The 24,695-nt window shown below is 43.0% G+C and carries 36 protein-coding genes and 1 pseudogene; 19 read left to right on the plus strand and 18 right to left on the minus strand.

The window, feature by feature from the left end; all coding sequences use genetic code 11:
• The first annotated feature begins 81 nt into the window (after positions 1–81).
• Both N824_RS12035 and N824_RS12040 read left to right on the plus strand, forming a co-directional pair.
• Positions 82–651, plus strand: a complete 570-nt coding sequence (locus tag N824_RS12035; protein WP_048905401.1) for a putative glycolipid-binding domain-containing protein — start codon at positions 82–84, stop codon at positions 649–651.
• Positions 652–870: 219 nt separating this feature from the next.
• Positions 871–1,140 (plus strand): hypothetical protein, encoded by a 270-nt coding sequence (locus N824_RS12040; RefSeq protein ID WP_048905402.1) that lies wholly within the window; start codon positions 871–873, stop codon positions 1,138–1,140.
• 192 nt (positions 1,141–1,332) lie between these two features.
• Here the strand turns inward: N824_RS12040 and N824_RS12045 are convergent, their stop codons facing one another.
• From N824_RS12045 to N824_RS36400, 3 genes are all read right to left on the minus strand, one after another.
• Positions 1,333–1,854 carry a ferritin-like domain-containing protein gene (locus N824_RS12045; RefSeq protein ID WP_084498293.1) on the minus strand — a complete coding sequence of 174 codons (522 nt, stop codon included), beginning with the start codon at positions 1,852–1,854 and terminating at the stop codon, positions 1,333–1,335.
• A 242-nt stretch (positions 1,855–2,096) separates the two neighbouring features.
• Positions 2,097–2,225, minus strand: a complete 129-nt coding sequence (locus tag N824_RS35460; RefSeq protein ID WP_255327445.1) for a hypothetical protein — start codon at positions 2,223–2,225, stop codon at positions 2,097–2,099.
• 42 nt (positions 2,226–2,267) lie between these two features.
• Positions 2,268–2,639 (minus strand): SDR family NAD(P)-dependent oxidoreductase, encoded by a 372-nt coding sequence (locus tag N824_RS36400; RefSeq protein WP_052334119.1) that lies wholly within the window; start codon positions 2,637–2,639, stop codon positions 2,268–2,270.
• A gap of 216 nt (positions 2,640–2,855) precedes the next feature.
• Between N824_RS36400 and N824_RS35465 the strand changes: the two are divergent.
• Positions 2,856–2,960: pseudogene (locus N824_RS35465) on the plus strand (DUF3175 domain-containing protein); the annotation flags it as partial.
• A gap of 30 nt (positions 2,961–2,990) precedes the next feature.
• On the opposite strand, the gene N824_RS12060 reads toward N824_RS35465, so the two are convergent.
• Complete coding sequence (locus N824_RS12060) at positions 2,991–3,458, minus strand: low affinity iron permease family protein (protein ID WP_048905404.1); 468 nt, start codon at positions 3,456–3,458, stop codon at positions 2,991–2,993.
• A gap of 176 nt (positions 3,459–3,634) precedes the next feature.
• On the opposite strand from N824_RS12060, the gene N824_RS12065 reads away from it, so the two are divergent.
• The 9 genes from N824_RS12065 (at position 3,635) to N824_RS12095 (ending at position 9,966) form a co-directional block, all read left to right on the plus strand.
• Positions 3,635–3,823 (plus strand): SDR family NAD(P)-dependent oxidoreductase, encoded by a 189-nt coding sequence (locus tag N824_RS12065; protein WP_161662304.1) that lies wholly within the window; start codon positions 3,635–3,637, stop codon positions 3,821–3,823.
• A gap of 200 nt (positions 3,824–4,023) precedes the next feature.
• A complete protein-coding gene (locus tag N824_RS30155) occupies positions 4,024–4,275 on the plus strand; it encodes a hypothetical protein (RefSeq protein ID WP_152542208.1) in 252 nt (83 codons plus the stop codon).
• 57 nt (positions 4,276–4,332) lie between these two features.
• Positions 4,333–4,644 (plus strand): hypothetical protein, encoded by a 312-nt coding sequence (locus N824_RS12070; protein WP_048905406.1) that lies wholly within the window; start codon positions 4,333–4,335, stop codon positions 4,642–4,644.
• A 68-nt stretch (positions 4,645–4,712) separates the two neighbouring features.
• On the plus strand, positions 4,713–4,865 hold the full coding sequence (locus N824_RS30160) for a lmo0937 family membrane protein (RefSeq protein ID WP_152542210.1): 153 nt from the start codon (positions 4,713–4,715) through the stop codon (positions 4,863–4,865).
• A 122-nt stretch (positions 4,866–4,987) separates the two neighbouring features.
• Positions 4,988–7,198, plus strand: coding sequence for a hypothetical protein (locus N824_RS12075; RefSeq protein ID WP_048905407.1), 2,211 nt, complete (start codon positions 4,988–4,990; stop codon positions 7,196–7,198).
• 15 nt (positions 7,199–7,213) lie between these two features.
• Complete coding sequence (locus tag N824_RS12080) at positions 7,214–7,972, plus strand: SDR family oxidoreductase (RefSeq protein WP_048905408.1); 759 nt, start codon at positions 7,214–7,216, stop codon at positions 7,970–7,972.
• Positions 7,973–7,974: 2 nt separating this feature from the next.
• On the plus strand, positions 7,975–8,646 hold the full coding sequence (locus N824_RS12085) for a DUF6766 family protein (RefSeq protein ID WP_048905409.1): 672 nt from the start codon (positions 7,975–7,977) through the stop codon (positions 8,644–8,646).
• A gap of 32 nt (positions 8,647–8,678) precedes the next feature.
• Positions 8,679–9,179: a CinA family protein gene (locus N824_RS12090; RefSeq protein WP_048905410.1), complete on the plus strand. Its 501-nt coding sequence runs from the start codon at positions 8,679–8,681 to the stop codon at positions 9,177–9,179.
• Positions 9,180–9,606: 427 nt separating this feature from the next.
• On the plus strand, positions 9,607–9,966 hold the full coding sequence (locus N824_RS12095; RefSeq protein ID WP_161662305.1) for a response regulator: 360 nt from the start codon (positions 9,607–9,609) through the stop codon (positions 9,964–9,966).
• Positions 9,967–10,349: 383 nt separating this feature from the next.
• On the opposite strand, the gene N824_RS12100 is transcribed toward N824_RS12095, so the two are convergent.
• A complete protein-coding gene (locus N824_RS12100) occupies positions 10,350–10,949 on the minus strand; it encodes a hypothetical protein (protein WP_235207097.1) in 600 nt (199 codons plus the stop codon).
• 87 nt (positions 10,950–11,036) lie between these two features.
• On the opposite strand from N824_RS12100, the gene N824_RS12105 reads away from it, so the two are divergent.
• Together N824_RS12105 and N824_RS38345 are read left to right on the plus strand one after the other, a co-directional pair.
• The gene (locus N824_RS12105) at positions 11,037–11,219 is read left to right on the plus strand and encodes a hypothetical protein (protein WP_048905412.1); all 183 of its coding nucleotides are present in this window, start codon (positions 11,037–11,039) and stop codon (positions 11,217–11,219) included.
• Positions 11,220–11,459: 240 nt separating this feature from the next.
• The gene (locus N824_RS38345; protein WP_161662306.1) at positions 11,460–11,780 is read left to right on the plus strand and encodes a CinA family protein; all 321 of its coding nucleotides are present in this window, start codon (positions 11,460–11,462) and stop codon (positions 11,778–11,780) included.
• Between the two features lie 27 nt (positions 11,781–11,807).
• Here N824_RS38345 and N824_RS12110 read toward each other — a convergent pair whose 3' ends face one another.
• From N824_RS12110 to N824_RS12120, 3 genes are read right to left on the minus strand one after another with little or no spacing between them, the layout of a single operon-like run.
• Positions 11,808–13,370, minus strand: a complete 1,563-nt coding sequence (locus N824_RS12110) for an FAD-dependent oxidoreductase (protein ID WP_084498300.1) — start codon at positions 13,368–13,370, stop codon at positions 11,808–11,810.
• A gap of 35 nt (positions 13,371–13,405) precedes the next feature.
• A complete protein-coding gene (locus tag N824_RS12115) occupies positions 13,406–14,053 on the minus strand; it encodes a hypothetical protein (RefSeq protein ID WP_048905413.1) in 648 nt (215 codons plus the stop codon).
• Between the two features lie 32 nt (positions 14,054–14,085).
• The gene (locus tag N824_RS12120; RefSeq protein ID WP_048905414.1) at positions 14,086–15,147 is read right to left on the minus strand and encodes a glycoside hydrolase family 130 protein; all 1,062 of its coding nucleotides are present in this window, start codon (positions 15,145–15,147) and stop codon (positions 14,086–14,088) included.
• Between the two features lie 327 nt (positions 15,148–15,474).
• Here N824_RS12120 and N824_RS12125 point away from each other — a divergent pair, with 327 nt between their 5' ends.
• Entirely contained in the window at positions 15,475–15,708 is a 234-nt protein-coding gene (locus tag N824_RS12125; protein WP_048905415.1) for a hypothetical protein, read from the plus strand.
• Positions 15,709–15,760: 52 nt separating this feature from the next.
• On the plus strand, positions 15,761–15,994 hold the full coding sequence (locus N824_RS12130; RefSeq protein WP_048905416.1) for a HAMP domain-containing histidine kinase: 234 nt from the start codon (positions 15,761–15,763) through the stop codon (positions 15,992–15,994).
• Positions 15,995–15,996: 2 nt separating this feature from the next.
• Here N824_RS12130 and N824_RS12135 read toward each other — a convergent pair whose 3' ends face one another.
• The 6 genes from N824_RS12135 to N824_RS27915 all read right to left on the minus strand — a co-directional run bounded on the left by N824_RS12135 (position 15,997) and on the right by N824_RS27915 (position 19,606).
• A complete protein-coding gene (locus N824_RS12135) occupies positions 15,997–17,091 on the minus strand; it encodes an ATP-binding protein (protein WP_048905417.1) in 1,095 nt (364 codons plus the stop codon).
• A gap of 214 nt (positions 17,092–17,305) precedes the next feature.
• Positions 17,306–17,497, minus strand: coding sequence for a cold-shock protein (locus tag N824_RS12140; protein ID WP_048905418.1), 192 nt, complete (start codon positions 17,495–17,497; stop codon positions 17,306–17,308).
• A gap of 131 nt (positions 17,498–17,628) precedes the next feature.
• A complete protein-coding gene (locus N824_RS12145) occupies positions 17,629–17,922 on the minus strand; it encodes a hypothetical protein (RefSeq protein WP_048905419.1) in 294 nt (97 codons plus the stop codon).
• A 76-nt stretch (positions 17,923–17,998) separates the two neighbouring features.
• Entirely contained in the window at positions 17,999–18,445 is a 447-nt protein-coding gene (locus N824_RS12150; RefSeq protein ID WP_048905420.1) for an Hsp20/alpha crystallin family protein, read from the minus strand.
• A gap of 284 nt (positions 18,446–18,729) precedes the next feature.
• On the minus strand, positions 18,730–19,002 hold the full coding sequence (locus N824_RS38350; protein ID WP_048905421.1) for a response regulator: 273 nt from the start codon (positions 19,000–19,002) through the stop codon (positions 18,730–18,732).
• Between the two features lie 352 nt (positions 19,003–19,354).
• On the minus strand, positions 19,355–19,606 hold the full coding sequence (locus N824_RS27915) for a hypothetical protein (protein ID WP_152542216.1): 252 nt from the start codon (positions 19,604–19,606) through the stop codon (positions 19,355–19,357).
• 329 nt (positions 19,607–19,935) lie between these two features.
• Here N824_RS27915 and N824_RS12165 point away from each other — a divergent pair, with 329 nt between their 5' ends.
• Genes N824_RS12165 through N824_RS12175 form a run of 3 tightly spaced genes read left to right on the plus strand, consistent with a single transcriptional unit; the run spans position 19,936 to position 21,377 of the window.
• A complete protein-coding gene (locus tag N824_RS12165) occupies positions 19,936–20,394 on the plus strand; it encodes a hypothetical protein (RefSeq protein WP_048905422.1) in 459 nt (152 codons plus the stop codon).
• 47 nt (positions 20,395–20,441) lie between these two features.
• Positions 20,442–20,930 (plus strand): BON domain-containing protein, encoded by a 489-nt coding sequence (locus N824_RS12170; RefSeq protein WP_048905423.1) that lies wholly within the window; start codon positions 20,442–20,444, stop codon positions 20,928–20,930.
• 27 nt (positions 20,931–20,957) lie between these two features.
• The gene (locus N824_RS12175; protein WP_048905424.1) at positions 20,958–21,377 is read left to right on the plus strand and encodes an SH3 domain-containing protein; all 420 of its coding nucleotides are present in this window, start codon (positions 20,958–20,960) and stop codon (positions 21,375–21,377) included.
• Positions 21,378–21,938: 561 nt separating this feature from the next.
• Here the strand turns inward: N824_RS12175 and N824_RS12180 are convergent.
• From N824_RS12180 to N824_RS12195, 4 genes are all read right to left on the minus strand, one after another.
• A complete protein-coding gene (locus N824_RS12180) occupies positions 21,939–22,667 on the minus strand; it encodes a hypothetical protein (RefSeq protein ID WP_048905425.1) in 729 nt (242 codons plus the stop codon).
• Between the two features lie 198 nt (positions 22,668–22,865).
• On the minus strand, positions 22,866–23,144 hold the full coding sequence (locus N824_RS12185) for a zinc ribbon domain-containing protein (RefSeq protein ID WP_255327447.1): 279 nt from the start codon (positions 23,142–23,144) through the stop codon (positions 22,866–22,868).
• Positions 23,145–23,837: 693 nt separating this feature from the next.
• Positions 23,838–24,110, minus strand: coding sequence for a hypothetical protein (locus N824_RS30165; protein ID WP_152542219.1), 273 nt, complete (start codon positions 24,108–24,110; stop codon positions 23,838–23,840).
• 62 nt (positions 24,111–24,172) lie between these two features.
• Positions 24,173–24,592, minus strand: coding sequence for a hypothetical protein (locus N824_RS12195; protein ID WP_152542221.1), 420 nt, complete (start codon positions 24,590–24,592; stop codon positions 24,173–24,175).
• Positions 24,593–24,695: the final 103 nt, after the last annotated feature.

Raw genomic sequence — 24,695 nt, forward strand, 5'->3', positions numbered from 1 at the left:
TATTTTGTAAATTAGAGTTCCGCGTATCCTTTATGATGTAAAGTAAAGAGGTTATCGGAGAACAAAGTAACAAAAGAGAATATGCGAACAACAATAATCTGGAAAGGAATATTTTATCAGTCATTGGAACATTGTGTTTTAACTGACAGGGGCCTTGGTTATGAAATATCTTCAACAATAAATGGTAGCCATAAAAATCAAATTTTTAAAACCGAGTATCATATAAAAACAAATAAAAGCTGGGAAACTGAATTTTTAACTTTGCGAACTCAGCTCAACGATTCAATTGAAACACTGACCTTGGAAAAAAAGCAAGGAAGGTGGCTGCTTAACGACAGACCTAACGATGCATTGTCCAACATTTTTGACATTGATCTTTCCCTATCACCGCTTACCAATACACTTCCAATTAACCGATTACAACTAAAGGTTAACCAGCAGCAAACAATAGAAGTCTTATACTTCGACATCCTTAAAAAAGAAATCCGACCGGTCAAACAACTTTACACCAGGAAGGCGATTGATCAGTATCTTTATGAGAATTATGACAAAAGTTTTATATCTGAAATTAATATTGACGAACAGGGATTAGTCACAGATTACCCGAAACTATTTAAAATGACAAACAAACATATTGGTCGTATCATTTAATTGCATATCTACCCGTATAACCAGCCGAAAACCTACCTTATGTTATCTTAGAAAAACCTTGAACTTTCCGGGACCGGCACCTGGCCTGGGAGATACAGTAAAAAGTGACCTTGCTATTTTTAGACTGCTACCAAAGTAAATAAATGATAAATGTGATTAGCTCCAAGTTCTTAAACAGGTAATCTTTTTTGGGTTGCGTTACTGAAAAATACGCGTTTTTTGGACACTGTTAATAGCGATCAATTGATCCTGCTAGCCATAGAGGACATCACCGACAAGAGGAAAATTGAGGAAGGTCTGGTTGAGGTCGAAAAATTATTCGAAGAAAGCAAAGAAAGATTAAAACTGGCTATTGACGCAACAGATCTCGGGATTTGGGATTACCACCCTTTGACCGGTAAACTGGTTTGTGACAACGGTTGTAAAAAGATGCTTGGCTTGTTACAGCCCGTTCTGAATGAAAACCCTGCCAACATAGCTATCGCTTAACGATCCCAGGCAAACGGCAGGCCTTAGGTATGCAACATTCCAAATTATCATGCGTCAATTGGTGTAGCTAATAGGAGATGAAATTCCTATTCATTTATGCTTCAATTCTGATAGGAACGACTGTGTCTGCATTTGTCCCCCAAATGAAAAACCCCGCCAAGGGCAGGGTTTTCTCAATCGGCATTACTTTAATCATGCGGTGACTTGGTTGGCCTCGTTCATGGCAATTTCAGTCAGTAAAACATCGGTATCTTTCTCTTCTGCCAAGGTTTCAGACAATAGTTCTTCTGCCTCAGTATGCTCCATGAGTTTGGCATAGGTAACCAAACAACCGTAACTGGCGATTTCATAATGTTCTACTTTCTGTGCCGCGGAAATTAAAGCAGCATCCAGTGCGGGCGATCCCTCGAAGCTTTCCAGAATTTCGTCCGCTTCTTCCAGCAAACCTTCCATCGCTTTACATTTTTTCCCGCGCGCAGCTGTACCTATGGAATCAAAAACCTGTTTAAGCCGCTCAATCTGTCCCTGAGTTTGTTCATAATGGGTCTGAAAAGCTTTCTTCAAGCTATCGCTAGACGCTCCGTTGGCTAGTTTTTTCAAGCCCTTAAGCAGTTGTTTTTCCGCGCCAAGGATGTCTTTGAGCTCGTCCACAAAAAGTTCATGAAGATGTGCATTGGGCATATCCTGCTGTTGTTGTTGTCTTGTAGTTGCCATATCTGTATGTTTAGAAATAAATATAGGTTTAATGAGATTAACAGGCGCTGCAAGCTATTGTTTACGGTGGTTGTAAATCAGGCATAAACCACAGCTGCCCCGGTATTTTTACTCCCCGGATCAGTGAAAAACAGGTATTAACCCCGGCATTGTCCCGAAACTTTTAGCCAGCACGCATGTTTTTATAAAAACAAAAAATATGGCAGAGTCTGTGAGCCCTTTAATGATTTACGCGGATTGGTTTAACTCCCTTCAGCAAGTCTGGGCTGAGCCTCCAGGTCATCACTCTTACTGAATTCCGGAAAATGAATTCTTAGTATTCCCTCATCGCGCTTTACTGCTGTGCCGATCACCCCGGGCAGGCACGCCATTTAACCAGGATATCCAGACCGCCAAATGCCTTTAAAGCGGAATCAACAATATTCTGGCAATGCGCTTCTTCCTGAATCGCCTTTAAACAAAATTGCTTTTCTGCCAGCCGCCTCCACAAGCGCTGCGGTTTCACTTACATCCTCATCTTCGGCCTCGTCAAGATAACTAATCAATACATCAGCTCCTTCTCTGGCAAAAGCAATGGCAATGGCACGGCCAATGCCCGAATCGCCGCCGGTAATTATCGCCCGCTTTCCTTCCAGCTTGCCGCTACCCTGATAGGACTCCTCACCATGATCTGCCGTTGGCCGAAGACCTGCCTCCGTTCCAGGCGGTTGCTGATCCTGTTTCGGGAAAGGTGGTTTGGGATATTTTTCTGCAGGATTTGATGATTTATTTTTTTCCTGTTCCATGATTACTCCTTAAATTAATGTTATGATACTGAGAACAAGAAGCTCTTAAATGTGTTTGTTATTTTTTGTAAACGTGTATAAATCTTTTTCCAGTGATCTATACGGTTTTTTCGGTAAATCTTACGTAAACACAATTGGGCAAAATAAAATCAGCATAACGGAATTATACCAATTCAAACAGCGTATAATGACATCACTCAAAAAACAAACGGCAACATTAAAACCCGGAAATGGTCTGCCAAGGTCATTGAGCATTGTGACGCGCCCGATCTCAAAGAAAATATCTTTGAGTCAAAACACACCAGAAAAATCGCCGAATCGCTTAACGATCTGCAGAAGAAAAATGCCTTACTAGGTGCTTTTTCCTGGCTTTTTGATTTTACTGTCATGCCGAAGTTGTGCCTGGGTAATCGAATAGGCCTGTTTGATATTTTTTTCCTGCTTGGCCAGATCTGCCAGCTTCGCATAATATTTTTCAATAACTTCCAGCTCCTCTTCCGACAAATCCTCAACATCGATCATATGATTACTGGTCAGTTCGTGAGCAGCTACCAGCTCGTTTAGTTTGATCTGTATAGCCAAAGAATCCTTATTCTGTGTCTTTTGGATAAGAAATACCATTAAAAAAGTAATGATCGTCGTTCCGGTATTGATCACCAGCTGCCAGGTCTCTGAATAATCAAAGATCGGCCCGCTAATTCCCCAGAGTACAACGATGATAAATGCAGCTAAAATAACCGGTGTACTTCCTGTTGCTTTTGTCACTTTAGTGGCCAGCTTTTCAAAAAAGCTTTGCCTGCCTGCCTGTTTTCTTTTCATAAAATGATTATCAATGTGGTTAATAATAAAGCCGATAGCTGCTCAGCACAACTTGGCGGCATGCTATCGTTTTTTGCTATCAACCGAACTTAATGGGGTTTGGTTTTAAATTAAAACAATTTATCCTTGTAGCTGTACTTACATCAGGAATTTAAACAGCGTTAATGCATAAGGATATGAAAAAGGGGATTGTAATCACCGGTGCCACCAGTGGGGTTGGAAGAGCGATAGCACTAGCATTTGCCCTCCGGGGAAATAGACTCCTGCTGGCTGCACGCAATACTGAAGCCTTGCAGGATCTGGCAATAGAATGCAGGAAATTTGGTGGGGAAGCAACCATCGTGACCAGCGATGTAACGGACTAATCGGATATGCTCGAGCTGGCGGCAAAAGCGGATGACCAGGGCGGGAATGATGTTTGGATCAATAATGCCGGCGTACTGGCGATTGGCACAAATATCTGAAATGGGCAGATCCGATAACCAAAACCGACGGCAACCTGTTTAACCAAGGCGCTTATGGAAATGCAATCTATGGTGGCTGGGACACAGCGGGTGCTCCAAAAGTGCAGCACAGATATCTGGGAGCCGGAATACCCTTAATCTGTACCTCATTCTCGGTGATACCACTATTGGTTAAAACCCTACAAGAGAAAAAAGCATCCGATGCATGTTGGATCACGATCATTGTATTGATCGTTAGAAACTCGCTGTGGACCTATTACGGTTGTGCTGAACTGGACACTCCTATTCTCAACCAACATATTTTCCTTGCTACTCAACACAGCCATGCTTTTCTGCAAATGGATGTACAATAAAAAAACACTAAAACCTAATCAACCACAAGATGTTATACATTTCTAAAATCTACAATCATGGAAAATAAAGATCAGTTATCAGAAGAAGAAATTATAAACCCTGAACAATTCCAGGTGGGTCGTAATCCGGAAGAACAGGAAGATAAAGTAAATCAGGACGGCACTGCAGATACAGCACAGACCGGCTACACGCCCGGAGAAACAGAATTTGCAGATGGAGAAGGTACGCGTCTTGACAATGAAAGTGAAGAACTCGAAATTCATTCAGAATCTGAGGCTTCGGATGATCCGGAAGACGATTCGGATTCTGGCTCCTCAGGCGATGAGCAAGACGCAGATTTTGAGAACCCAAAAGACGATCCAGCTTAGCAAATTCAATATTTAACATTCTGCAGAAGCTTGTATGTTCTAATCTTAACCTAAATAAATAAAACACTATGGGAAATCTACTTTACACTGTTGCAGTCATTCTGGTGATCATCTGGGCCATCAGTTTCTTTGGCGGTTTCTACACAGGCGGAATTATTCATATCCTGATCGTTATTGCGATCATTGCGATTGTCCTGGGCATCATTCGAAGGGCGGCTTAATGGTGTCACCCAGGTCTGTTGGCCTGGGTGACACCATTAAGCCCGTTTGTGTGAAACAATGGAACAACTAACACATTAAGCACCCGGCATTACCCTGATACGAAAACATCTGATTTAAGCTTATGAATGCATTATCACCATGGGCCATCTCGGCAAGTGCTGAACTGGCCGGCAATACATCAGCAATAGTTGAACACCATGCAGATCTCTTTATTTTCACAATAAAAAACACCTCGGATTCGATCTGGATACAAACCGAATTACCAGGTGGCGGACGCGTTGCTTTCCGTGCAGCTTACAGTCCGGGAGCCGGCCTGAAAATCACAAAAAAAAGTGACATTCAGCAAGATGGCACAGTTATTTACCTGAGCTCAGCAATAGGCAAACAAAAGGTCAGCATTACCATTGATCAGCGCGAAAAATCCCCGGTGCTTCGCTATACCACCAGTTTAACCCCTACAAAAGACCTGATCATACCCAGCTGGCCCAGAGATATTTTGTTTAACGGTAAAAACGATAATGCGGAACAAACTGAAGGAAAAATCCATGCCAGTCAGTTTGGTACCCGCAGCGGATTCCTTTACCTAAGCCAGAGCAGGCCAAAATCAGCCACCCTGCTCTATCTACAAAATCTAACCGCATTAAACGACTATTGTGAGCAGGCCGAAACTTCCCTGGGTGATACAGTCGGCGGCGAGTGGCCAGAACTCGGCTTTTCTTTACCGCCATCAAAAAAGCCCTTGCAAGCTGGCAAGGAAGTTATCCTTTCTGATGCCTTCATCACTTTCAGCGAAGAAATACCGGATAAAGAGCCGGACATGATAAGACTCTATCTGGACATGCTTGCCAGAACTTACCTGCTGCTCCCTAAACCGGATACCGAGTATAAACAGTGGCCGGATATTCTTAACCATGGCCTGAAAGATTTAATAGACAGTCCCGGATGCTGGTCACAGGTAGCAGGGCATAAATACTTCAATGCTTACGTAAGCGACTATCAAACTCCACCAGAGATCATGGTGCAACTGGCAGTATTGCTTCCATTACTCGATTATGTGGAATGGAGTAAAAAAGAACTGGAAGTCATGAAAACCATAAAGGAAGGTCTGCCCGCCTTTTATGATAAAAAACTAGGTACCATTATGCGCTGGCTTCCGGCAGCCGAAGATAAACTCGAAGGTGAGGAAGAACAGAAGGTACCAAAAGTAATGGACTCCTGGTACCTGCACCATCCACTATTAAACCTCTCCAGGCTGGCTTTGAAGGGCGATGAAACGGCAAAAAAACTTTTCCTGGATTCACTGGATTTTGCCATCAGCGTAGCCCGCCATTTTAACTATCAATGGCCGGTATTTTATAAAATGGACACCCTGGAGGTAGTTAAAGCAGAAACTGCCGAAGGAAAAGGTGGAGAAAAAGATGTAGCCGGGATATATGCCCATGTGATGCTTCAGGCCTGGGAGCTGACCGCTGAAAAGCGCTACCTAAATGAAGCGGAAAGAGCTGCCAAAACCTTGCAGGGGTATGGCTTTGATATTTTCTATCAGGCCAACAACACCGCATTTTCCGCTGGATCCTTATTGCGTCTGTATAAAATTACCAAAAACCAGTTGTATCTGGAGCTTAGCTATATGTGTCTTGCCGCCATATTCAGAAATGTACAGCTATGGGACTGCAACTATGGCTATGGCAAGAATTTTCCGAAGTTTTTCTCCCTCTATCCACTCCGGGATGCCCCTTATACGGCTGTTTATGAAGAACAGGAAGTCTTCTGTGCCTTTCACGACTATTTAAAACATGCTGAAGATGTCGACATTCTGCCTTCTGTAAGACTGCTCATCGCAGAGTACATCCGCTATCTGGTAGACCGGGCTGTATACTATTACCCGACCATGCTGCCAAAAGATATGCTGGAAGAAAAACCAAAAATCGGAGAAGTTGATTCTGAGCTCTGGATCGCATTGGAAGATCTGCAGGATGGTTGGCTTAAGTCCGGAACTGTAGGCCAGGAGGTCTATGGCGCCGGTAACGCATTTGGCATTTTGCCAAGGCATTACCTGCAGATTCCGGACCTGCCGTTCATGGTTTATACCGACTATCCTACCTCAGGATTTAAAGCACAGAAGGGAAAGAACATCAGCTTTAAGATACTTGGTGATGAAAGGATCAGCTGCAGGATGATGCTGGTGAAAACAGCAAAAAAGAAGATCCCGGAATTTGAAGTAATGCTCAAAGGCAAAAAAAAGCCGCTAAGAGCCAGATCTGTAGCAAATGGCAATTTGGAATACATCATCGCTGGAAACAGCCAAATAAGCATTCAATTACATGTATAAACTAATAAACTTTATATGGACTCATTAGCAGATTATCTACCTATATCAGTCAAAGGGAAAAGAATACTCATCACCGGTGGAACAACAGGCATCGGACGGGCGACCGCAATCCTGCTGGCTTCACAAGGCGCCAGGATCATGATCTTCGGCCGTCAGCAACAGCCACTGGATGAAACAATGGAAGCCATCATCGGGCTGGATACAGAAACAGAATGCTTCGGCATGATCGCCGATGTGGCTGATCAAAAAGACATCAATAGGATATTTGAAATGGTAGACAGCCAGTTCAATGGCCTGGACATACTGATCAATAACGCTGCATTACCCTATGAAAGCATCATGGACGGAACATACCAGGACTGGCAATACCTCATCAACACCAACCTGCTGGGTTATATGGCCTGCTGTAATGAAGCTGTAAAACGCATGAAAGAAAACATTTCAAGTCATATTGTCAACATCGGTTCGATCAGCGCCGACGAGCGTGCCAAAGACAGCTCGGTATACGTAGCTACCAAAGCAGGGATCCAGGGCTTCAACGAGTCTTTAAGAAAAGAAGTGAATGAACTTGGGATTAAGGTAAGCCTGATTGAACCAGGATTGGTAGGATCGGACATGATCGAAGAAGATTCAGATGAACAGCGTAAAAAAATTGCAGCGATGGAAATGCTCAAAGCTGAAGATATCGCCATGAGCATATTATACTGCCTCTCTCAGCCACAGCGATGTGATGTCATTACCCTACAGATCAGACCTCGCCTGCAAATCATCTAACCATGAAACCAAGAGCAAAAAGATACCCCTATTTCTACAGAAACGGATTGACCATCGTATTCCTGACCTTATTCATTGCCACTTTGATGGCACAGGCACTCACCGGCTGGAAGAAGCACAATCAGGATCTGAACGAAGACCATGCACCTGAAATTGGATTAACGACCTATCTGCAAAGCGGGCACTTCATTTCCGCTACCTTCGAAAACTTCGAGAGCGAATTCCTACAGATGGCCTTATATGTTTTACTAACTGTCTCCTTGCGCCAGATCGGTTCAGCAGAGTCCAAAAGCCTGGATGAGCCCGAAGAGGTAGACCGGGAACCAAAGCGATCAAAAGATGCACCCTTGGCAGTACGAAAAGGGGGATGGATACTGAAGCTGTACAGCAATTCACTTTCCATTTGCTTCGCCATATTGTTCCTGGCCAGCTGGGCCATGCACCTGTACGGCAGCTGGCAAAACCATAATGTCGAACAATTGGCCAAACAGCTACCAACCGAAAGCGTAACAGCTTACCTGGGACAAGCTGAATTCTGGTTTGAAACCTTTCAAAATTGGCAAAGCGAATTCCTTTCAGTCGCTTCTATTGTATTCCTGACCATCTACCTGAGACAACAAGGCTCTCCAGAATCCAAACCAGTGGATGCCCCTGATATGGAAACCGGAAAATAACCGATTATATTGATTAACAGCAACAACACTCCATGAAAAAAGGCATTGATAACATAGACCTAAAACGATGCGGTAAATTACTGATCCAACATCAGCTGACCATCGCCTTTGCCGAAAGCGCGACCGCCGGTCGTATCTGCGCTGAATTCGCACTAATACCAGATGCAGGGAAATTTCTTAAAGGTGGGATCGTCTGCTATGATGCAGACTTGAAATGCAGTTTATTGGATGTACCCGAGCAACAGCTCAAAGAATTTACACCTGAATCCCAGACTGTCACCCGGTCAATTACAAAAGGAATTCAAAAACTCATCCCAGCCGACATTCACATCGGCTGTACCGGCCTCACCGCACCTGGCGGAAGCGAAACACCCTCAAAACCCGTTGGCACTATGTTCCTTTATGGAATACAGGGTCATCGGGAAATGCTCGAGGAAAGAATCGTCTTTCAAGGCAATCCGCATGAGATTGTCTCACAGACAATTACCTTTCTCGCCAGGCACCTGAATGAATACTTCAAGGGTTTAAAATAGTCAGCTCCATCAGGATTAGCATAATGGTAAAGAGCTGACTCAATCATCGGGAGAATTTGATTTTTCCTTTGGATGCTGGCCAAATATTCCCCTGCCCTGCACAGGCCAATAGTAATTGCCAAGCCCTCATCACCTGTCTCTTTTAATATTTCATCGGCAATCTCCACAGCTTTCTCACGGATCTGCTTCGGCTGGATTTTATAAGATGGCGGGTGATCTCCTTTAGCCCATCGCATAATTCCACCTTTTTTTAAAAAAAATAACAAGGAATATGTTTCCACTGTTTTGTGGACTTCTACAGCGATGAAGTCCCCATAAAATAACCTGATCAATCGTCGCTACACAACACCTGAAAAGATTAATTTTAAAGAATATTTTGTACCTTGCCGGTAGAATGGCAATCGGGTTGTTCTTATACTCCTTTCTTATGGAACGAATCGTCATTCAAGAAACCGATCCAGCAGTGCTGGAAGTATTAGACATCTCACTTACCGAAGCCGGGTTCGAGGTGCATGCTACCGACCACTGTGCACCTGACTTCCTGGACATCATCGCAGCCAAACAACCCCACCTGGTGGTACTGGACTTCAAACTCAGCGGGAAAGAAGCCATTGAAGTATGCAATCAAATCAAACAGCGCTTTCCACATTTGCCCATAATTGCAGTCAGCTGTAACTATAACATAAACCAGGACTATGAACGCCATGGCTTTGACGACTATATCCGCAAACCATTTGACCTGGATTTACTCGTAAAAATCCTGCGTAAACATATTCCAAAAGTCTAATCCATCCAGCACTTTAAGGGGACTCTAAGGCGGCTAGCGATCAATAGCAAAGCTGCACAAATCAAACGCGTTAGAAAATCGCGGTATTTCTAAACAGAATGGCTCGATTACTGTGATATCCATCATCAACCTGAAGATTGTTATGCAGGAAAAAAATGAGCCCAACGATTTTGAGAAACGATTCCACGAATGTGACGCCAAGTTCAACACGATATTTGATCTCACCACTGTAGCCTCGAAGATCATCAGGTCTGACCTGACTATATTAAAGGTCAATAAAGCATTTTGCGAACTGTTAGGTTATCTGCCCGAACTGCATCGCTCAGGCATCAAAACTAAAGAACCATCCTTATTCAAGGAGCCACTGGTCCAAACTCCGGCGCTCAGGATTGATCCGGATTGTCTTTTACCGGATACCCTTCCTCATCCAAGTCATCCCGGTCATCTTCCGCAGTCCTTGCCAGAAATTCATCTTCAGTCGTAAGTATCACACTTTCTCCGTTGTCTACATGCATCCCAAGATCATCTAACTCCGATTCCGCCTGCTCAGTCTTGTTTGAATACTCATCCCCCACATAAGGATTCGCCTCATCATAATCTGAATTTGAATCGGCACCATTATCTGAAGGGGTTTCATAAGGGAGCGGGTGATCATAGGCAGTATCCTTATCTGTTACATCTACCTCAAAGGTATTTCTTTCTTCATCGAAAGATAGGTTATCAAAATCTTTATTTTCCTCAAGGCCCTTATTGTTGAGTTTATCTTTCTCTTTATTATGATCTCCACTTGTTTCCATATCTATCCATTTTGTCAGTAAAACACTGCTCCTTGAGATTTGTTTCAATTCATAAAGATGAATTCTTACAGCCGAGTTTATGGATCGTAACTTTTTCAGTACTTTCCAGCTGTCGGGAGAGGTGGGTATCAGCAAATACGTTTTTGTTGATTCCCTAGATCTTCCTTCAGCAAAGCAGTCCAGCATTGTTTAGTCCGGTTTGCCTTAAAAATTACAAGTATGTAAAACTATTTTAATGAACTGATTGTTGAAATAATATTAAATCTTACCGACATGAAATCGACTGTTATAAAAAAAGCAAAGGCCCCCACACCCGGCAGCGCTGTTCCCCTCAGTAAGACTCCCGCTTATTACTTTCACCCAGATGAGGACTTTAAGGAAGATTACGATTGGGAAAAAAACAGAGTGAGTTTAAAAAAAAATACTCACAATACCGATAAAATCGTATTGCGTTAACCGTACATACCGATCCAGATATTCTGCAAACGATGCCAGAGTCATTACCAGAAAAGCGATTTGTTTAACTGATAAGCACGCTAACGGAAAGATCCGCAACCATTGGCGCCTATCAGCGCCCAAGTGCGCACATTAGAGAGAGCGAACGCGTCATTATGAGGTCGAAAACGGCAAAAGGGACTTAGTGGTGCCAGATGCAGGCAGATTTCTTAAAGAGGGATCGTCTGTTATGATGCAGACTTGAAATGCAATTTACTGAATGTTCCCGAGCAACAGCTCAAAGAATTTACCCCTGAATCCGAAACCATCCGGTCAACTACAACAGGAATTCAAAAACTCATCCCAGCCGACATTCTCATCGGCTGTACCGGACTCATTTGGGGGAAGCGAACACCGTACAAACCCGTCGGCACCATGTTTCCTTCCTGGAATACAAGGCCAGCGCAGGTGCTCGACGAAAGGATCGTCCTGCAAGGCCATCCACAAGAGATTGTATCGCAGACAATCACTTTTCTCGCCACGCACCTGCATGAATACTTGAAAAGCTTGATAACTAAATAATTAAAGACATTTGACAACTGAACCCTATCAGGGCTGCTTGTCATAACTAATGATCACCATTTCCAAGTCTATCGTCGCGGGCCCGGTCAGCACTTTACCTGAGACATCAAACCTTCCACCATGACAGGGACAATCCCAGCTTTGCTCAGCAGCATTAAACTGAACTATACAGCCTGCATGCGTACAGATTGGATTTAGTGCAGTTACCTTTCCAGCATCGTCCTTATAGATCGCCAACTTTTTCCCTTCAAAATCCACCAGCTTTCCCTCACCTGATTTAAGGTCGGTAAGCGCCTGCAGATGAGAAGAAGAAAACCGATCGGCAATAAAATGCCAGGCAACGTCCGCATTTTCCTTTATAAACTCCGTAAACCCTGCCACAGGTTTCATGCGCGAAGGGCTAAACAAACTGGCATATTTATTATCCTTTCCCAACACCAGATCTGAAATGATCTTTGCCGAAAGTGTTCCGAATATCATTCCATTACCATTAAAGCCAGTGGCCACAAAAGTCCCCTCAGCACCCGGCAACTGCCCGATATAAGGTAATCCATCCACCGGGACATAGTACTGGGATGACCATTGGTAAACCACAGATTCCACCGCATAGTACTGACCAGCATAATCCTTTAAACGCTGAAACGCTCCTTCAGGTTCATCGTGACCGGTTTTATGATCTTCACCACCCACAATTAAATACGGCTGCCCTCCAATCACATGTGTACGGAAATAATGATAAGGTTCCTGCATGTCATAAGCCAGCCCATCAGGATAATTTCCGTCCTTTAATTTCAAACCAAGTACATAACTGCGGTAAGGCGCATTCCTCAAACTCATCAGGTTTACTCCCGGAGGGACATGCGTCGCATAACATATTTTTTTCGCGCGGATCACGCCGGAATCAGATTTTGCGGTATAGATACCGTCTTCAAAACTGCTTTCCCGGATCCTCGTGTTATCCTGCAATACGCCACCAAGCTGAATGAACTCCGCCAGGAGCCCATTGATGTATTTTAAAGGATGAAACTGCCCTTGCCCCTCAAAACGGATCACCGAATCAAAAGGCACCGGCACCAGGTTTTCATTGGCAGGCTTCACCGAAATTCCAGCCCGCTGAGAAGCTTCCAGAATTTTCTGCAACTGCTTAGTTTCGTTCTCATTCTCCGCATACAGCCAGGCAGATTTGGATTCCAGGTCGCAATCGATGTCCAGCTCTTTTACAAAATGCTCAATCATTGCCATCGCCTCTTTGCCGCCCACGGCGAGTAATTTAGCTGCCTGCTCCCCGAAATCACTTTCCACCTCCGGATAGGTCGCATCAAAAAAAGTATTCAAATGCGCAGAAGTACCTCCGGTTGTTCCAAAGCCAGGCTGTCTCGCTTCTGCAATCAAACAGGAAAGCCCGGCACGTTGCAAAAACAAAGCAGTCGTGATCCCGGTAATACCCGCTCCTACAACCAGGAAATCGTAGATCATGCTGGTTTCAGTTATACCAGCACTTAATTTATCACCAGTAAAGTCCGCAGCTTCTTGCCACGGGCTGTTGTTTATACTGTCTCTTAAAGCGGAATTCTGTTTTCTGTTTTCCATTATCATCAGTTTAGGATATATATTATCGACTTAGATTAAGCAGACTGGTAAGGGTTATCATGATTCAGCAACCCTTTAACCAAAGCCTTCCACTGCGGATAGGAGAAACCAACCTTGGCACCCCAGCCTACAAAAGTATTTCGGATATTGTCCAACGTATTTTCAGTATCCGTATTTGGCACTTCGTTCCGGCCATGCTCTTCCGCATAGATGGTACAGCCAATGCGCTTCACCTGGAAAGTAGAAGTTGCCTCCTCGGTTAAAAAATGGGCTGTTTGGTCACTACCGGTCAGGGGATTGGCGGAAGGCCTGGCGGTCATGCTCAACACCTCCGCATCATCCAGTACCTGCGCTTTAATCTCTTCAATAGTTACCCAATCGTAACCGCCGCCGGTTTGACTACCTGGTCCCGGAATATCAATCCGGATGTGATCACCACTTGTTGCTTTGCGCTGTATGAGGTTTCCTTCTGCATCGGTAAGAAAAAAGTTTGACATTGCTCCGCCTGCAATTCCCGTCCAACGGTTCACATCCAGCAAACGTTCCTTTACCGTTTTAAAAAAGTGAATTGCTTCCGCTTCAGAAGCCAGCTGGATCATTTCAACCGCATTCATTTCTGATCCGGTATGCTGAGGCGGTACATGTGCCGCTCCCGGTTCGTTCTGTTTCTTATTTGTTTCCATGTTTTTATAGATTTATGTTTAATCAGACAATGTTATTTACACGGGCCAAAGCCCATCGTTCCCAAAATCTCATCGATCGAAAAATAAGCACCGCAAACAAACTCATCAGCAGCGCCATAATATATCGTCAACCGGTCACCCTCCACTACATGACCATTGGTGAATACCACAAATCCGAAAAAACCACTGAGTTCATAGCTCTCTGTCGGCACCATGATCGGTTCAATACTTCTGGCCAGTACAATCGAAGGATCGTTCAGATCCAGCAGTAATGCGCCAAGGCAATACCGGTGTTCTACATTGGCACCATGGTAAATTTCCAGCCAGCCATGTTCAGTTTTGATGGGTGCAGCACCGGCTCCGACCCTCGCACTATCCCACATACCCGGCCTGGATTTAATGAGACATTTATGATTGCCCCAATGCAGACCATCCGGAGATTCTGCGAGCCAAATGTAATTGCCGCCGATGTCCTTACTGCTGGGCCTATGTAAAGCGTAGAACTTCCCGTTAATCTTTTCCTCGAAAATAGCGACGTCCTTATTGTGCGGAGGTAAAATCATTCCTTTACGCTCAAAATGTTTCCAGTCTGTAGTGATTTGCATGCCTACCCCTACACCGTTATCAGATACCGCAGTATAGGTGAGGTAATATTTTCCCTCCAACAGGGCGACTCGACAATCTTCAATACCGAATCTTTCCAGTTTACCCTGCCCGAATATACCAGGGAAACCAGCCTCTTCCTGAAAATGAACCCCATCCATACTGCTCAGCAACCTGAGGTGTGAAACGGTGGTCAGGTAATCCAGTCCCTGGTAATTGAATACCCGCGGATCTGTTGCGATCAGATCTGGGTCATTTAAGGGTACTTCTATAATTTCCAGTCTGCCTTCATCATTCAGCAAAGGGATAAAAGCCCAACCTTCTACCTGCTTCACACTTTCTGCAACGCGAACCAACAGCCATATTTTTCCTTCAAACCTGAATACGCCCGGATTCAGCAGGCAAATGATCTGTAAACCTGTGGCACTCGGGTTGAGGTCTTTGGGCATCAATAATGGGTTTTCAGCAAAACGCTTGGCAAGATCTCTCATATTTATGTACTGTAATTAGAAGATTTAGGGTTTGAAACCGAACGCAGTAAAAAATTAACTTGTGCAAAGCTGTTTCTACTACGATTTCAATCGTTAACGCTTTCATCAAGGAATTAACCACACTCAGGATAAAAATGTTTCAGTTGCTAAAAAATTGCTTAATATATATCCAGAATATAAATGCAATGGCAAAAATTTATGACCCGCTACAACCCGCCAGCCAGTAAAACCAATTATACAAAACCATCTTCACTCCAGCTTGTTTTTTACCACTAAGGCATATTAATAGACCATCTGTCAACTTTTGAAAAATAAACACCTACAATTATGACAAACGAGCAAAACACAGATCCAAGGGAAGACGACAACCAACCCAAAAGACAATCAGAAAACGAAAAAGCCAACTATAACTCAATTCCTACTGATGGACCGGTAAGCAAATCAGGTGCAGAAGGAAAATCAGAGCTTCAAAACAATGAAGGTGAAGACGAGAAAACCGATGACATTTCAGGGGACCTTTCCGGCAACGCTTCAGGAAACACAGATGCAGAAGACCAGTAACCCAGCTGAGCGGAAACAGATCATTTTTTTGGTGACAGCCTGACCGCTGGATATGGCCTTCGGTCAGCCTCCACCGAATCCTTTCCAGCGCTTTTACAACATAAAATCAACCATGCAGGATTTGATTACCAAATCACCAATGCAGGAGTCAGCAACCCCGGGCATCAGCAAAGAAAAGCCTTGGCCTTTCATCTGCGCTAACATCATCCGTAAACATGACGGAGAAGTTGGTGTAAATAGTGTATCCGGACAGGGATCAACCTTCTGGTTCAATTTACCAAAATGACATTAAGCCAAAACGTGCTCTTCACCCAGGGGAAGAAAAACGCTGAATACCGAACCTTCCCCTGGCGTACTGCTTACGGTAATTTTACCTCCGGCAGTTTCCAGGGTCTGTTTGACCAGATATAATCCTACGCCATTGCCCTCAACAATACGGGCAACCCGGTTATATTTTTCAAAAATAGAAAGCTGATGCTGCTGATCAATTCCAATCCCGTTGTCGCTCACACTGATCACCATGTAACCATCCTGCTGCGTTGATTTAATCAGGATCTGCGGTGCCCGGTCAGCAGCAGCGTAATTGACTGCATTATTCACCAGGTTATATAGAATACTTCTTAGTTTACGCCGGGCAAAAGTAATTTCGGACACGCCAATTTCCATCTTAATCACCGCTTTTGACTCCTGCAATTGGGCGGCCAGGGTCAGCCGGACGTCTTCCAAAATATTCTGCAAATCCAGCAGCTCTTCCACCGCCTGGTACTTCTGCCCCTGCCAGCGGTGGTGTACAAGATCAGCAATAATATCTTTCATTTTTACAAGGCTGCCTTCCACCTTGCTGAGCAGCACGGGAAACTTAGCCAATCCTTTTTCAGGAAGTTTTTTAAGCAATTCAACACTCAAACCAAGCGAAGTCAGGGGATTTTTAATGTCATGGGCGATGGTGTCCAGCAATAACTCATGCTCAGAAATGAGCTTTTCCTGTTCCTTCAGATCCCTGATTCGGGCAGTGATGTCTATAAAAGTAATGATCACACCATCAGTCTTGCCGCTCTTGTGAACGATATAGGGCAACACATTCATCTGGTACCAGCGGCGGTCTGTTGTTTGAATTTCCTTTTCCAGGATCTCACTGGAATCAATTACATGCTGGATGTTGTCCAGGATGGTCGGAAACCTAAAATTCTCTTTTACGTTGGTCAGGGGCTGCCCGATGTGTTCCTCCCGAAGGTTAAACTGTTTCATCGCAGGAGGCGTAAACTTCCTCAGGATCAGCTCGGCATCAACAAAGAGCTGGGGAATGATCGTATTACGGAAATAATTCTCCAGTTCATCATTGAGTTCGATCAGCGTTGTGATCTGTTCGCTTTTACTTTGCATATGGTAAGATTGATGTCCAGACGGACATATAAGGCCAAATTAGTATAAACATTGGCTAACGTTTTCCGGCATTTGACATTAATCTCAAACAAGCAACATTAATGCAGTTCATGCCATACCGCAAGAATGAATTCGCCTTTTGAACTTCAGTTAAGCAAAAAAAAACATCCATCTTACTAGATGGATGTTTTTACCAATTTATGAAGGAATCTAATTAGCTGATTTTAACATTAATTGCATTCAAGCCTTTTTTACCTTGCTCGATGTCATAGCTTACTGAATCATTCTCACGAATATTGTCCATTAAACCAGAAGAATGAACAAAGATTTCGCTATCACCATTCGCTGGTACGATAAATCCAAAACCTTTTGTCTCATTGAAAAATTTTACTGTTCCTTGTTGCATTATATTTTTATTTAATTGCAGCCAAAGGTAATCAAATAATTCACATAAAGAATTTTATTTTAATAAAATAAAAACTGTGAAATTTTATTCTATCAAATAATTTATGAGCAAAATATTTTTCCGACCCTAATTCAGGCGACCAGCTTGAGATTTAGTTTCTTAAAGACCTCTTTGGTAATCAGGCGAACATTCGCCGCAAGCTGATCGTAGCTGCAATGCAGCAGGCCCTGAGGCAGCGGAATACCATTTTCCCGTTTGATCAAATCAATAGTGATCACCGAATCAATGGCAATCTGCTCATCCCCCTCGAGCGAACTGTAAAGTCTGCTGGCGAACTTCTCATCAGCACCGAGACTGAAACATCCGTAGGTTTCCATTCCGGCAGAAGTCCTTATATTCAGTGATATTTCATAATTGGCCTCCATAATACAATAATTAATTAAATGAAATAAAAAAGCCGCCCGAAGGCAGCTCGTGGCATTTGTATAAATCAAAGATGCATTACTTAATTTCAATCTGGCGGCTTTGCATTTTAGCCTCTTCCCTTTTAGCGATGTCCACGCACAATACTCCATCTGCATACTTTGCTTCAATGCCATTCTCATCTGCGGCATCAGGCAGCGTAAAAGAACGCACAAATGAACTATAACTAAATTCTTTCTTGTTGTAATTTCGCTCTTGCCCACGCTCCTGCTGAGTTTGCTCCGCCGAAACGCTCAATACGTTCCTTTCTAAAGAAAGTTTAAAATCTTCCTTCTTCAGACCCGGAGCCGCAAGCTCCACATGATAGTGATCTTTACTCTCACTGATATTGACAGCAGGTACACGCGCCATCATCCGATCGGAAAAGAAAGTGTCATTGAAAACAGAATCTAAAATACCATCAAAGCCAGTCATCAGGCCATTGTTCTTCACATTGCCATTTGGATTAAATTTAACCAGTGTCATAGGTCTTTCCTCCTTAAATTGATTTTTAGTGATTAAAACTTACAATTAATTAAACTTGAACATCGTGTTCCTCCAAGATATATCCAATGGAATGCCAAAGCAATTTCAGCCCCAATCAGCTGCATATTTTGCAGAAAAAATGAAAAAATTTCAGTTAAAATGTCAAAAATTCATCATCACCAAAGGCAAAACACTGGCGCCATAAACCGACTAGGTAACCAACAAGGATTAAATTCAACCTTCGGGCTTTATTTGAAGTCATGCATTACAAGTACCTCTATCAGCTAAATTCTGTTTAATTTTGCCCAACGGTTGAACAAATCAAACGGTTTAGCTATAAAACTTTCGGCTTCACAAGTCCTGGCAGCATCTTCACTCCTCTGCGAAGACATGATTAAAACAGGCAAAACGCTACTGCGGGAATCTCTTCTGATTTGATGACAAAGATCAATGCCATTTCCGTCTGGTAACATGACATCCAGCAAGAACAGATCTCGCAATTCTTTGTTCGCCAAACATATAATAACCAACTCCGGGCATTGTACCAAACCAAACATAGAAGTATCGTCACATCAGCTACCCTACTTGTAAAACCAATTGCTCACCAGATAAGCGTTCAACCAATTTTCACCATCTTGATTAAAACCGTAGCGCTGTTAGTGATTCCAGCAATTCAATCATCGCTCTGGCAGTTGGTCCGCCGACAATGGATTTTGTCCGGTAACCAGCAGGTCGTCACGCTCCACGTGACTGGTGAACGGAATTAAATGCCGGTTTGACTTCTGCGCCCAGTTCCTCCAACCGGCTTTGTAACCGGTAAGGCACATGACCACTGCTTCCGGTCATCACTTCTTCGGTATTGCTGAATGCAGCAAGCACCTTACCCTAAGGCAAGCCCGGCGGCACGGATCAAAGCCGCGTGGCCATGGCAGACCACTCTACCGGTTTTCCAGCATCCAGGAAAACCAAAATCAGCTGTCCGCTTAAATCGCTGCCGGCAAGATCCCAGATTGGTCCGTGTCCACCGGGATACAACAAAGCATCGTAATCGCCCGCACTCATCCCTGTGATCCTGTCAGTATTCTTAAAAGCAGTCTTGGCGATTTCATCATCGTTAAAACGACGGTTAGAAGCTGTAATCTTTTCGGTCAGTTCACTCAACGGGTCCACCAGAAGAGTACCTCCCATTGGACTCACAGGATGACCTGGTATCCCTGGTCATCACCACTTTGTTTATTAGATCAACAATAGTCTCTATCCAAATACCTTAACTCTTTGAAATAGATTAAAAACGGACGGACTATCCTGGGCTAGTTCAAAATTCCTGTATTTAGGATTGATATAAACATCCTGGACGATAGCATTACACATTATATCGTGTGTACGAAGAACTTACTCCTTTTTTTCAATTTTGGAACAGTATTTGGTAGGTGCAAGACTGGGGTGCGAGCAAACAAATTCTTAAATTTTTACCATAAACAAAGACAACTATGTTTGATCAACTTATCCAAGTGCTCCAACAACATGGAAAGGAGTCTGTCATTAACAATGCAGATGTTCCCAATGAGTACAATGAAGGCGTATTGCAAGAAGCAAACGGTTCCATTATGAATGTAATAACTGATATGGTGGCCAACGGCCAGGGGCACCAGCTTGCTGCTGCTGCAACTGACCCTAACCATCAAGCCGCCCAGCTAATGCAAAATGGTTTTGTAGAAAACATTATGCAGAAATTCGGCATCAACGGAGCAGCTGCTCAAAGCATTGCGGCGTCATTAATCCCCGCAGTTTTATCCTCGTTGGCCAATGGACAAGGTGGAGCTTCGGGCAGTAGCACAGGAGGTTTCAGCCTGGACACTATTACTTCAGTTCTAGGCAAAACGGCTTTAGACAAAGATGGCGATGGCAAACTCGGCCTTGGCGATATCACTAAACTGTTTGGTGCCTGATAATACCATAATGTAAACCTATTTTTTTACCTCAAAATTTAATCAGAATGAAACTTACAAAAGTGTTTGCTGTTGTTCCTATTTTGGCAATATCATTAATGGTGTCCTGTGGCCCTAACGATGCAGATATTCAGGCTAAAGTGACTGAAACACTGAAGACGGTTCCTGGCATTAGTGCCCAGGTAAAAGAAGGCGTATTAACCCTTAGCGGTAATGTGTCTGATGCAGCCGCTAAAACGGCTGCCGAAGCTGCCGTAAAAGAAGAGAAAGGGATAAAGAGTATCGTGAATAATATTACGATTACCCCTAGTTTATCGTCTGTTGTTGCCCCCATTGCTATGGCGGCTGACGAAGCACTGACTAAAGCAGTGAGAGATGCCACCAAAGATTACCAGGGAGTAACGGCGGTTGTAAAAGATGGCATTATTTCTTTAAAGGGCACACTGAGTGCCGATAAATGGAAAAGACTTAAAATGACATTGGACGGATTAGGCCCTAAAAAAGTGGATGCTTCCGGTATCAGTATAGCAAAATAATTAGTCAACAGTATAAAATATAAAACGATGTTACAAGAAAAATATAAAGAGTTGATAGACTCTGCACACTCATCGGGCGTTGCACAATTACAAGTACAGGAAATTGAAAACGTTCTTCATATTGCAGGGGAAGCACCTTCGGGAATTGTAAAAGATCAACTTTGGGATATCTACAATAAAATTGATCCCAACTATCTAGCCGGGGACTTAGTACTTGATGTAAATGTCGCTACGGCAGTAAACGTGACCAAAGTAAGAGTCACTACAGATTCATCAAATCTTAATATACGTAAAGGTCCTGGAACTGACCAGCCGATAGTTGGCAAAGCCGCTCACGATGAAATCATTACACTGGTAAACAAGTCTAACAAGCAATGGTGGCTTGTACGTACTAATGATGGAGAGGAAGGCTATAGTTACGCCCAATATTTACAACCCGTAGAGTAAATTTTATTCAAAAAAGGCCGCTCAACTTTTTGAAGCAATAAAAAATCTTCATGAAAATTGGAGCCATAAAAGAAGCAGGAAATTATGTCCCCTGCTTCTTTTTGTGTGCGCCTGTCACAGCTCTGAACTTTAGAATGAAAGTCCGAATGCGTCTTAACAGTAGAAAGCGCTAACCTGAACCAAAGGGTGTCGATCGCAAAGAGGACATCTCGGTCGAAGACTCGATTTTCGTTTATATATTTGCTCTATCCTTGGCAATCAAGCTCAAAAATGGTTTTGAGGTTGGCTGCTTGCACAACACCTTTGGGCTTCACGATACACTTTAGCTAATGAATTAGATGGATAGACTAGAATTCCTTCGAGCGATGGATATTAGTTCATAAGTTCCTTCTGAACTTACGAACCAATATTGCAAGGGAATTTGCAGTAAAATGCTTTATAAGGCACTCTTATGTTTATTAACAGGGGGCATAAAAAAGTACATACTCTTTTAAATATCAAGGAAACAAGGTATTTAAACCATACATGATACCACTTCGTAGCCGGGTGAATAACTACCGCTTAGTTTATTTGCTGAACCTCTAGCGCTGTAACTTGAAACTGCGCTGTATTCGATGGAGTACCACTGGACATTCGTCCCTCAAGAATCAACTTAGCGCCAGCGGTAAAACTGCCAACATAAGATATAGGAAGAGAATAAAAACCTGGAGGGACTTTTGGTACTTGAGATGAAAAAAGTACGGTACTGGTGGTAGAGTTCGTTATTTGAGCAACTACCGTAGGGAGATTACTAGCGTTGCCACTGTAATTTACTATAGCCTGAACCATAGCATCAATCTTATATGTACCAGCAACAACAAATGTAAGCGTATTGCCCGATTTGGTCATTTTGCTGGTAATATTGAGTGGCACATTCACAAGGTCGAGTGGACTCGCGGATAAAGCAAACGCTGATGGGCTTCCCCATGCCACCAGTACCGTTTGAGGAAGTGTAGACACTACAGGTGTACCTTTCCACCCTGTTCCATAAGCCGGGTATGTTGCTGTACCGGTAATGCCCGCATTGGTATTGTAAACAACCATACCATCGGTTTTGGTGTCGCCTGTTAGGGTAAAGGTGGTGGTGGCCGTTAGTAATACCTTGGGCATCAGCACACCCTTTAAGCTATTGGTTATCTGCAATTGTGCGCTGGCATCGGCTGCGGCACGGGAACCTATATTCGTTTGTGCTTTCAGACCACTTATGCCTACTATTAATACTACTGCAAAAATTACAATTCGTTTGTTCATTGTTGTTTGTGGTTTATTGTTTGGTTAGTTTTTATTATTTGAGATCAGGTTGGGAGAAGATATTCACTATTACCTTCGAGATAACTTTATTACCTGAACTGTGGGDRCAAATAAAAGAAGTTAAATAGAAGTTACCAGTATTGATGTATACTCACATTCACTGTACCCGCTTTGGATCAGCCCTGATGACCATCCCGGTTAATAATCTCCCATTTTCCATCTTCTCAGGTTCTGAAATACCCTGGCATACTTCATCCTTGCTAACCACGATAATCTTTTCCCCGCGATGAATCGACTAAAGGCTGTATTTAAAGAGAGGTTAGACTCGGTAAAGCCGATGCCGTCAAAACACTGGGCACAGTAATAGTGACTATAGGTTCCATCGTTAAACGTAGCATAAGGCACAGTGCCATTCAGCATCTTAAAACAAGACTGACAATTTTCACTTTTTTTTTCTCTATCTGGGACTCCAGGAATTTTTCCTGTAGATACAAATTATAAATCAATCCGATTACAATAGCAAATAATACAATTAGTGAAACGTTTTGTAGGTCCTTAAGAAATTTTCTGTCTTCATTTATTGAAAAGATCTCCTTGCCAATAAAATTATCATTGACATTCATTTTACTTGCTAAAATTCCGTTTTCGGTTAAATGTGTTTGGTACTTTTTATAAAGATTACTTAATTTCTGATTAACGAACAGTTCGAATTTTGTTCCACGTAATTTATAATTGAAGAATAAATTGTTTCCCGCGGTGGTCATTACCGGGTTCTGTACCCGATAATTTTTTGAGAGCTCTTATGAAAATTCCTTCAGGTAATTGAACTCTTTCGTTAATTGGTACGAATCATCCTTTACAGCTTCGGTTGAAATTGCCTGGCTTTTATGTAACTCGGTCTTTTTAAGGTTTAACTATCTGATTTCGAAATAGGTAAAGCAGACAGCGCTGATTGTTAGGATAAATAAAACGATAAAGATGTAGTTTGGTAATTTTGGAAGCATGTAAATTTAAACTATAAATGATAATTATTGATTTATTGTTATTAAGTACAAAAAAGTTATTTGAAAAACTTAGTGGGGGCATCACTCCAAGAAAAATGACCCTGGTCCCTTTAAACGTATATTGATGGGATTCGGCAATGACGTATTGATTTCGTTATTACCCTGCTTAATTTATCTGCTGAACCTCTAATGATGTGACTTGAAACGACCCTACAGTAAAATTATTATTATTAATGTATCCATCAAGAACTACCTGAGAGGCAGTTGTAAAATTGCCAATATAGGATATAGGTAGCGTATAATAGGAGGATGTAGCGGCAGTTACTAAACTTTGACCAAGAACCCGGGCCCCAGGGTAGGTGATGAAAATGTCTACTAATGAGGCAGTTATAGAAGGGCTAATGGAGGTGTGGGGGAAACCGCCACCTATGTTCCGCACGATAGCGACAATTTTATATGTACCAGCAACATTAAAATTTAATTGATTGTTGTTAATTACAGTTATTTTGCTATTCGTGTTGATAATACCTTCGATAGGTCAAGTCGTACATTATTACCGGTTGTTAAGTTGCCGGATGCTAAGAATACCGTTTGGGGAATTGTGGGCGCAGGTGTACCTTTCCAGCCTGTTCCATCCCAGGTGTATAAACCCATTCCGGAAGCAGGGTAGGCAGCTGTTCCGACAATGGCGGCATTGGTATTATAAACAACCATCCCGGCGGTTCTCGTGTTGCCTGCCAGAGTAAAAGTGGTGGTGGCCGTTAGCGCTACCTTGGGCATCATCACACCCTTTGTGTTATTCGTTATCTGCAATTGTGCGCTGGCATCAGGGGCGGCAGTAGAACCTATATTCGTTTGTGTTTTCAGATTACTTAAGCCCATTACCAGTGCGACTGCAAAAACTTTAATTTGTTTGTTCATTGTTGTTCGTTTATTCTTTATTATTTGAGATCAGTTTGCGAGAAGATATTCACTATTACATTCGAGATAACTTTATTACCTGAACTGTGCGTACAAAGAAAAG

The organism is Pedobacter sp. V48 (genome assembly GCF_000523515.1).
In the GTDB taxonomy this organism is placed as follows: domain Bacteria; phylum Bacteroidota; class Bacteroidia; order Sphingobacteriales; family Sphingobacteriaceae; genus Pedobacter.

Coding starts and splice junctions, on each gene's coding strand:
- N824_RS12145 (WP_048905419.1), bottom strand. CDS start 17,922: ATGGAGGCCAATTATGAAATATCACTGAATATAAGGACTTCTGCCGGA.
- N824_RS12135 (WP_048905417.1), bottom strand. CDS start 17,091: ATGCAAAGTAAAAGCGAACAGATCACAACGCTGATCGAACTCAATGAT.
- N824_RS12045 (WP_084498293.1), bottom strand. CDS start 1,854: ATGGCAACTACAAGACAACAACAACAGCAGGATATGCCCAATGCACAT.
- N824_RS12165 (WP_048905422.1), top strand. CDS start 19,936: ATGTTTGATCAACTTATCCAAGTGCTCCAACAACATGGAAAGGAGTCT.
- N824_RS12150 (WP_048905420.1), bottom strand. CDS start 18,445: ATGACACTGGTTAAATTTAATCCAAATGGCAATGTGAAGAACAATGGC.
- N824_RS12115 (WP_048905413.1), bottom strand. CDS start 14,053: ATGGAAACAAATAAGAAACAGAACGAACCGGGAGCGGCACATGTACCG.
- N824_RS30160 (WP_152542210.1), top strand. CDS start 4,713: ATGGGAAATCTACTTTACACTGTTGCAGTCATTCTGGTGATCATCTGG.
- N824_RS12100 (WP_235207097.1), bottom strand. CDS start 10,949: ATGCTGGACTGCTTTGCTGAAGGAAGATCTAGGGAATCAACAAAAACG.
- N824_RS12180 (WP_048905425.1), bottom strand. CDS start 22,667: ATGAACAAACGAATTGTAATTTTTGCAGTAGTATTAATAGTAGGCATA.
- N824_RS12095 (WP_161662305.1), top strand. CDS start 9,607: ATGGAACGAATCGTCATTCAAGAAACCGATCCAGCAGTGCTGGAAGTA.
- N824_RS12080 (WP_048905408.1), top strand. CDS start 7,214: ATGGACTCATTAGCAGATTATCTACCTATATCAGTCAAAGGGAAAAGA.
- N824_RS35460 (WP_255327445.1), bottom strand. CDS start 2,225: ATGGCGTGCCTGCCCGGGGTGATCGGCACAGCAGTAAAGCGCGATGAG.
- N824_RS12065 (WP_161662304.1), top strand. CDS start 3,635: ATGAAAAAGGGGATTGTAATCACCGGTGCCACCAGTGGGGTTGGAAGA.
- N824_RS12085 (WP_048905409.1), top strand. CDS start 7,975: ATGAAACCAAGAGCAAAAAGATACCCCTATTTCTACAGAAACGGATTG.
- N824_RS12110 (WP_084498300.1), bottom strand. CDS start 13,370: ATGGAAAACAGAAAACAGAATTCCGCTTTAAGAGACAGTATAAACAAC.
- N824_RS12125 (WP_048905415.1), top strand. CDS start 15,475: ATGACAAACGAGCAAAACACAGATCCAAGGGAAGACGACAACCAACCC.
- N824_RS12170 (WP_048905423.1), top strand. CDS start 20,442: ATGAAACTTACAAAAGTGTTTGCTGTTGTTCCTATTTTGGCAATATCA.
- N824_RS12070 (WP_048905406.1), top strand. CDS start 4,333: ATGGAAAATAAAGATCAGTTATCAGAAGAAGAAATTATAAACCCTGAA.
- N824_RS12035 (WP_048905401.1), top strand. CDS start 82: ATGCGAACAACAATAATCTGGAAAGGAATATTTTATCAGTCATTGGAA.
- N824_RS12130 (WP_048905416.1), top strand. CDS start 15,761: ATGGCCTTCGGTCAGCCTCCACCGAATCCTTTCCAGCGCTTTTACAAC.
- N824_RS12175 (WP_048905424.1), top strand. CDS start 20,958: ATGTTACAAGAAAAATATAAAGAGTTGATAGACTCTGCACACTCATCG.
- N824_RS12120 (WP_048905414.1), bottom strand. CDS start 15,147: ATGAGAGATCTTGCCAAGCGTTTTGCTGAAAACCCATTATTGATGCCC.
- N824_RS12090 (WP_048905410.1), top strand. CDS start 8,679: ATGAAAAAAGGCATTGATAACATAGACCTAAAACGATGCGGTAAATTA.
- N824_RS12195 (WP_152542221.1), bottom strand. CDS start 24,592: ATGAACAAACAAATTAAAGTTTTTGCAGTCGCACTGGTAATGGGCTTA.
- N824_RS12105 (WP_048905412.1), top strand. CDS start 11,037: ATGAAATCGACTGTTATAAAAAAAGCAAAGGCCCCCACACCCGGCAGC.
- N824_RS12075 (WP_048905407.1), top strand. CDS start 4,988: ATGAATGCATTATCACCATGGGCCATCTCGGCAAGTGCTGAACTGGCC.
- N824_RS12140 (WP_048905418.1), bottom strand. CDS start 17,497: ATGCAACAAGGAACAGTAAAATTTTTCAATGAGACAAAAGGTTTTGGA.
- N824_RS38350 (WP_048905421.1), bottom strand. CDS start 19,002: ATGTTTGGTTTGGTACAATGCCCGGAGTTGGTTATTATATGTTTGGCG.
- N824_RS36400 (WP_052334119.1), bottom strand. CDS start 2,639: ATGGAACAGGAAAAAAATAAATCATCAAATCCTGCAGAAAAATATCCC.
- N824_RS12060 (WP_048905404.1), bottom strand. CDS start 3,458: ATGAAAAGAAAACAGGCAGGCAGGCAAAGCTTTTTTGAAAAGCTGGCC.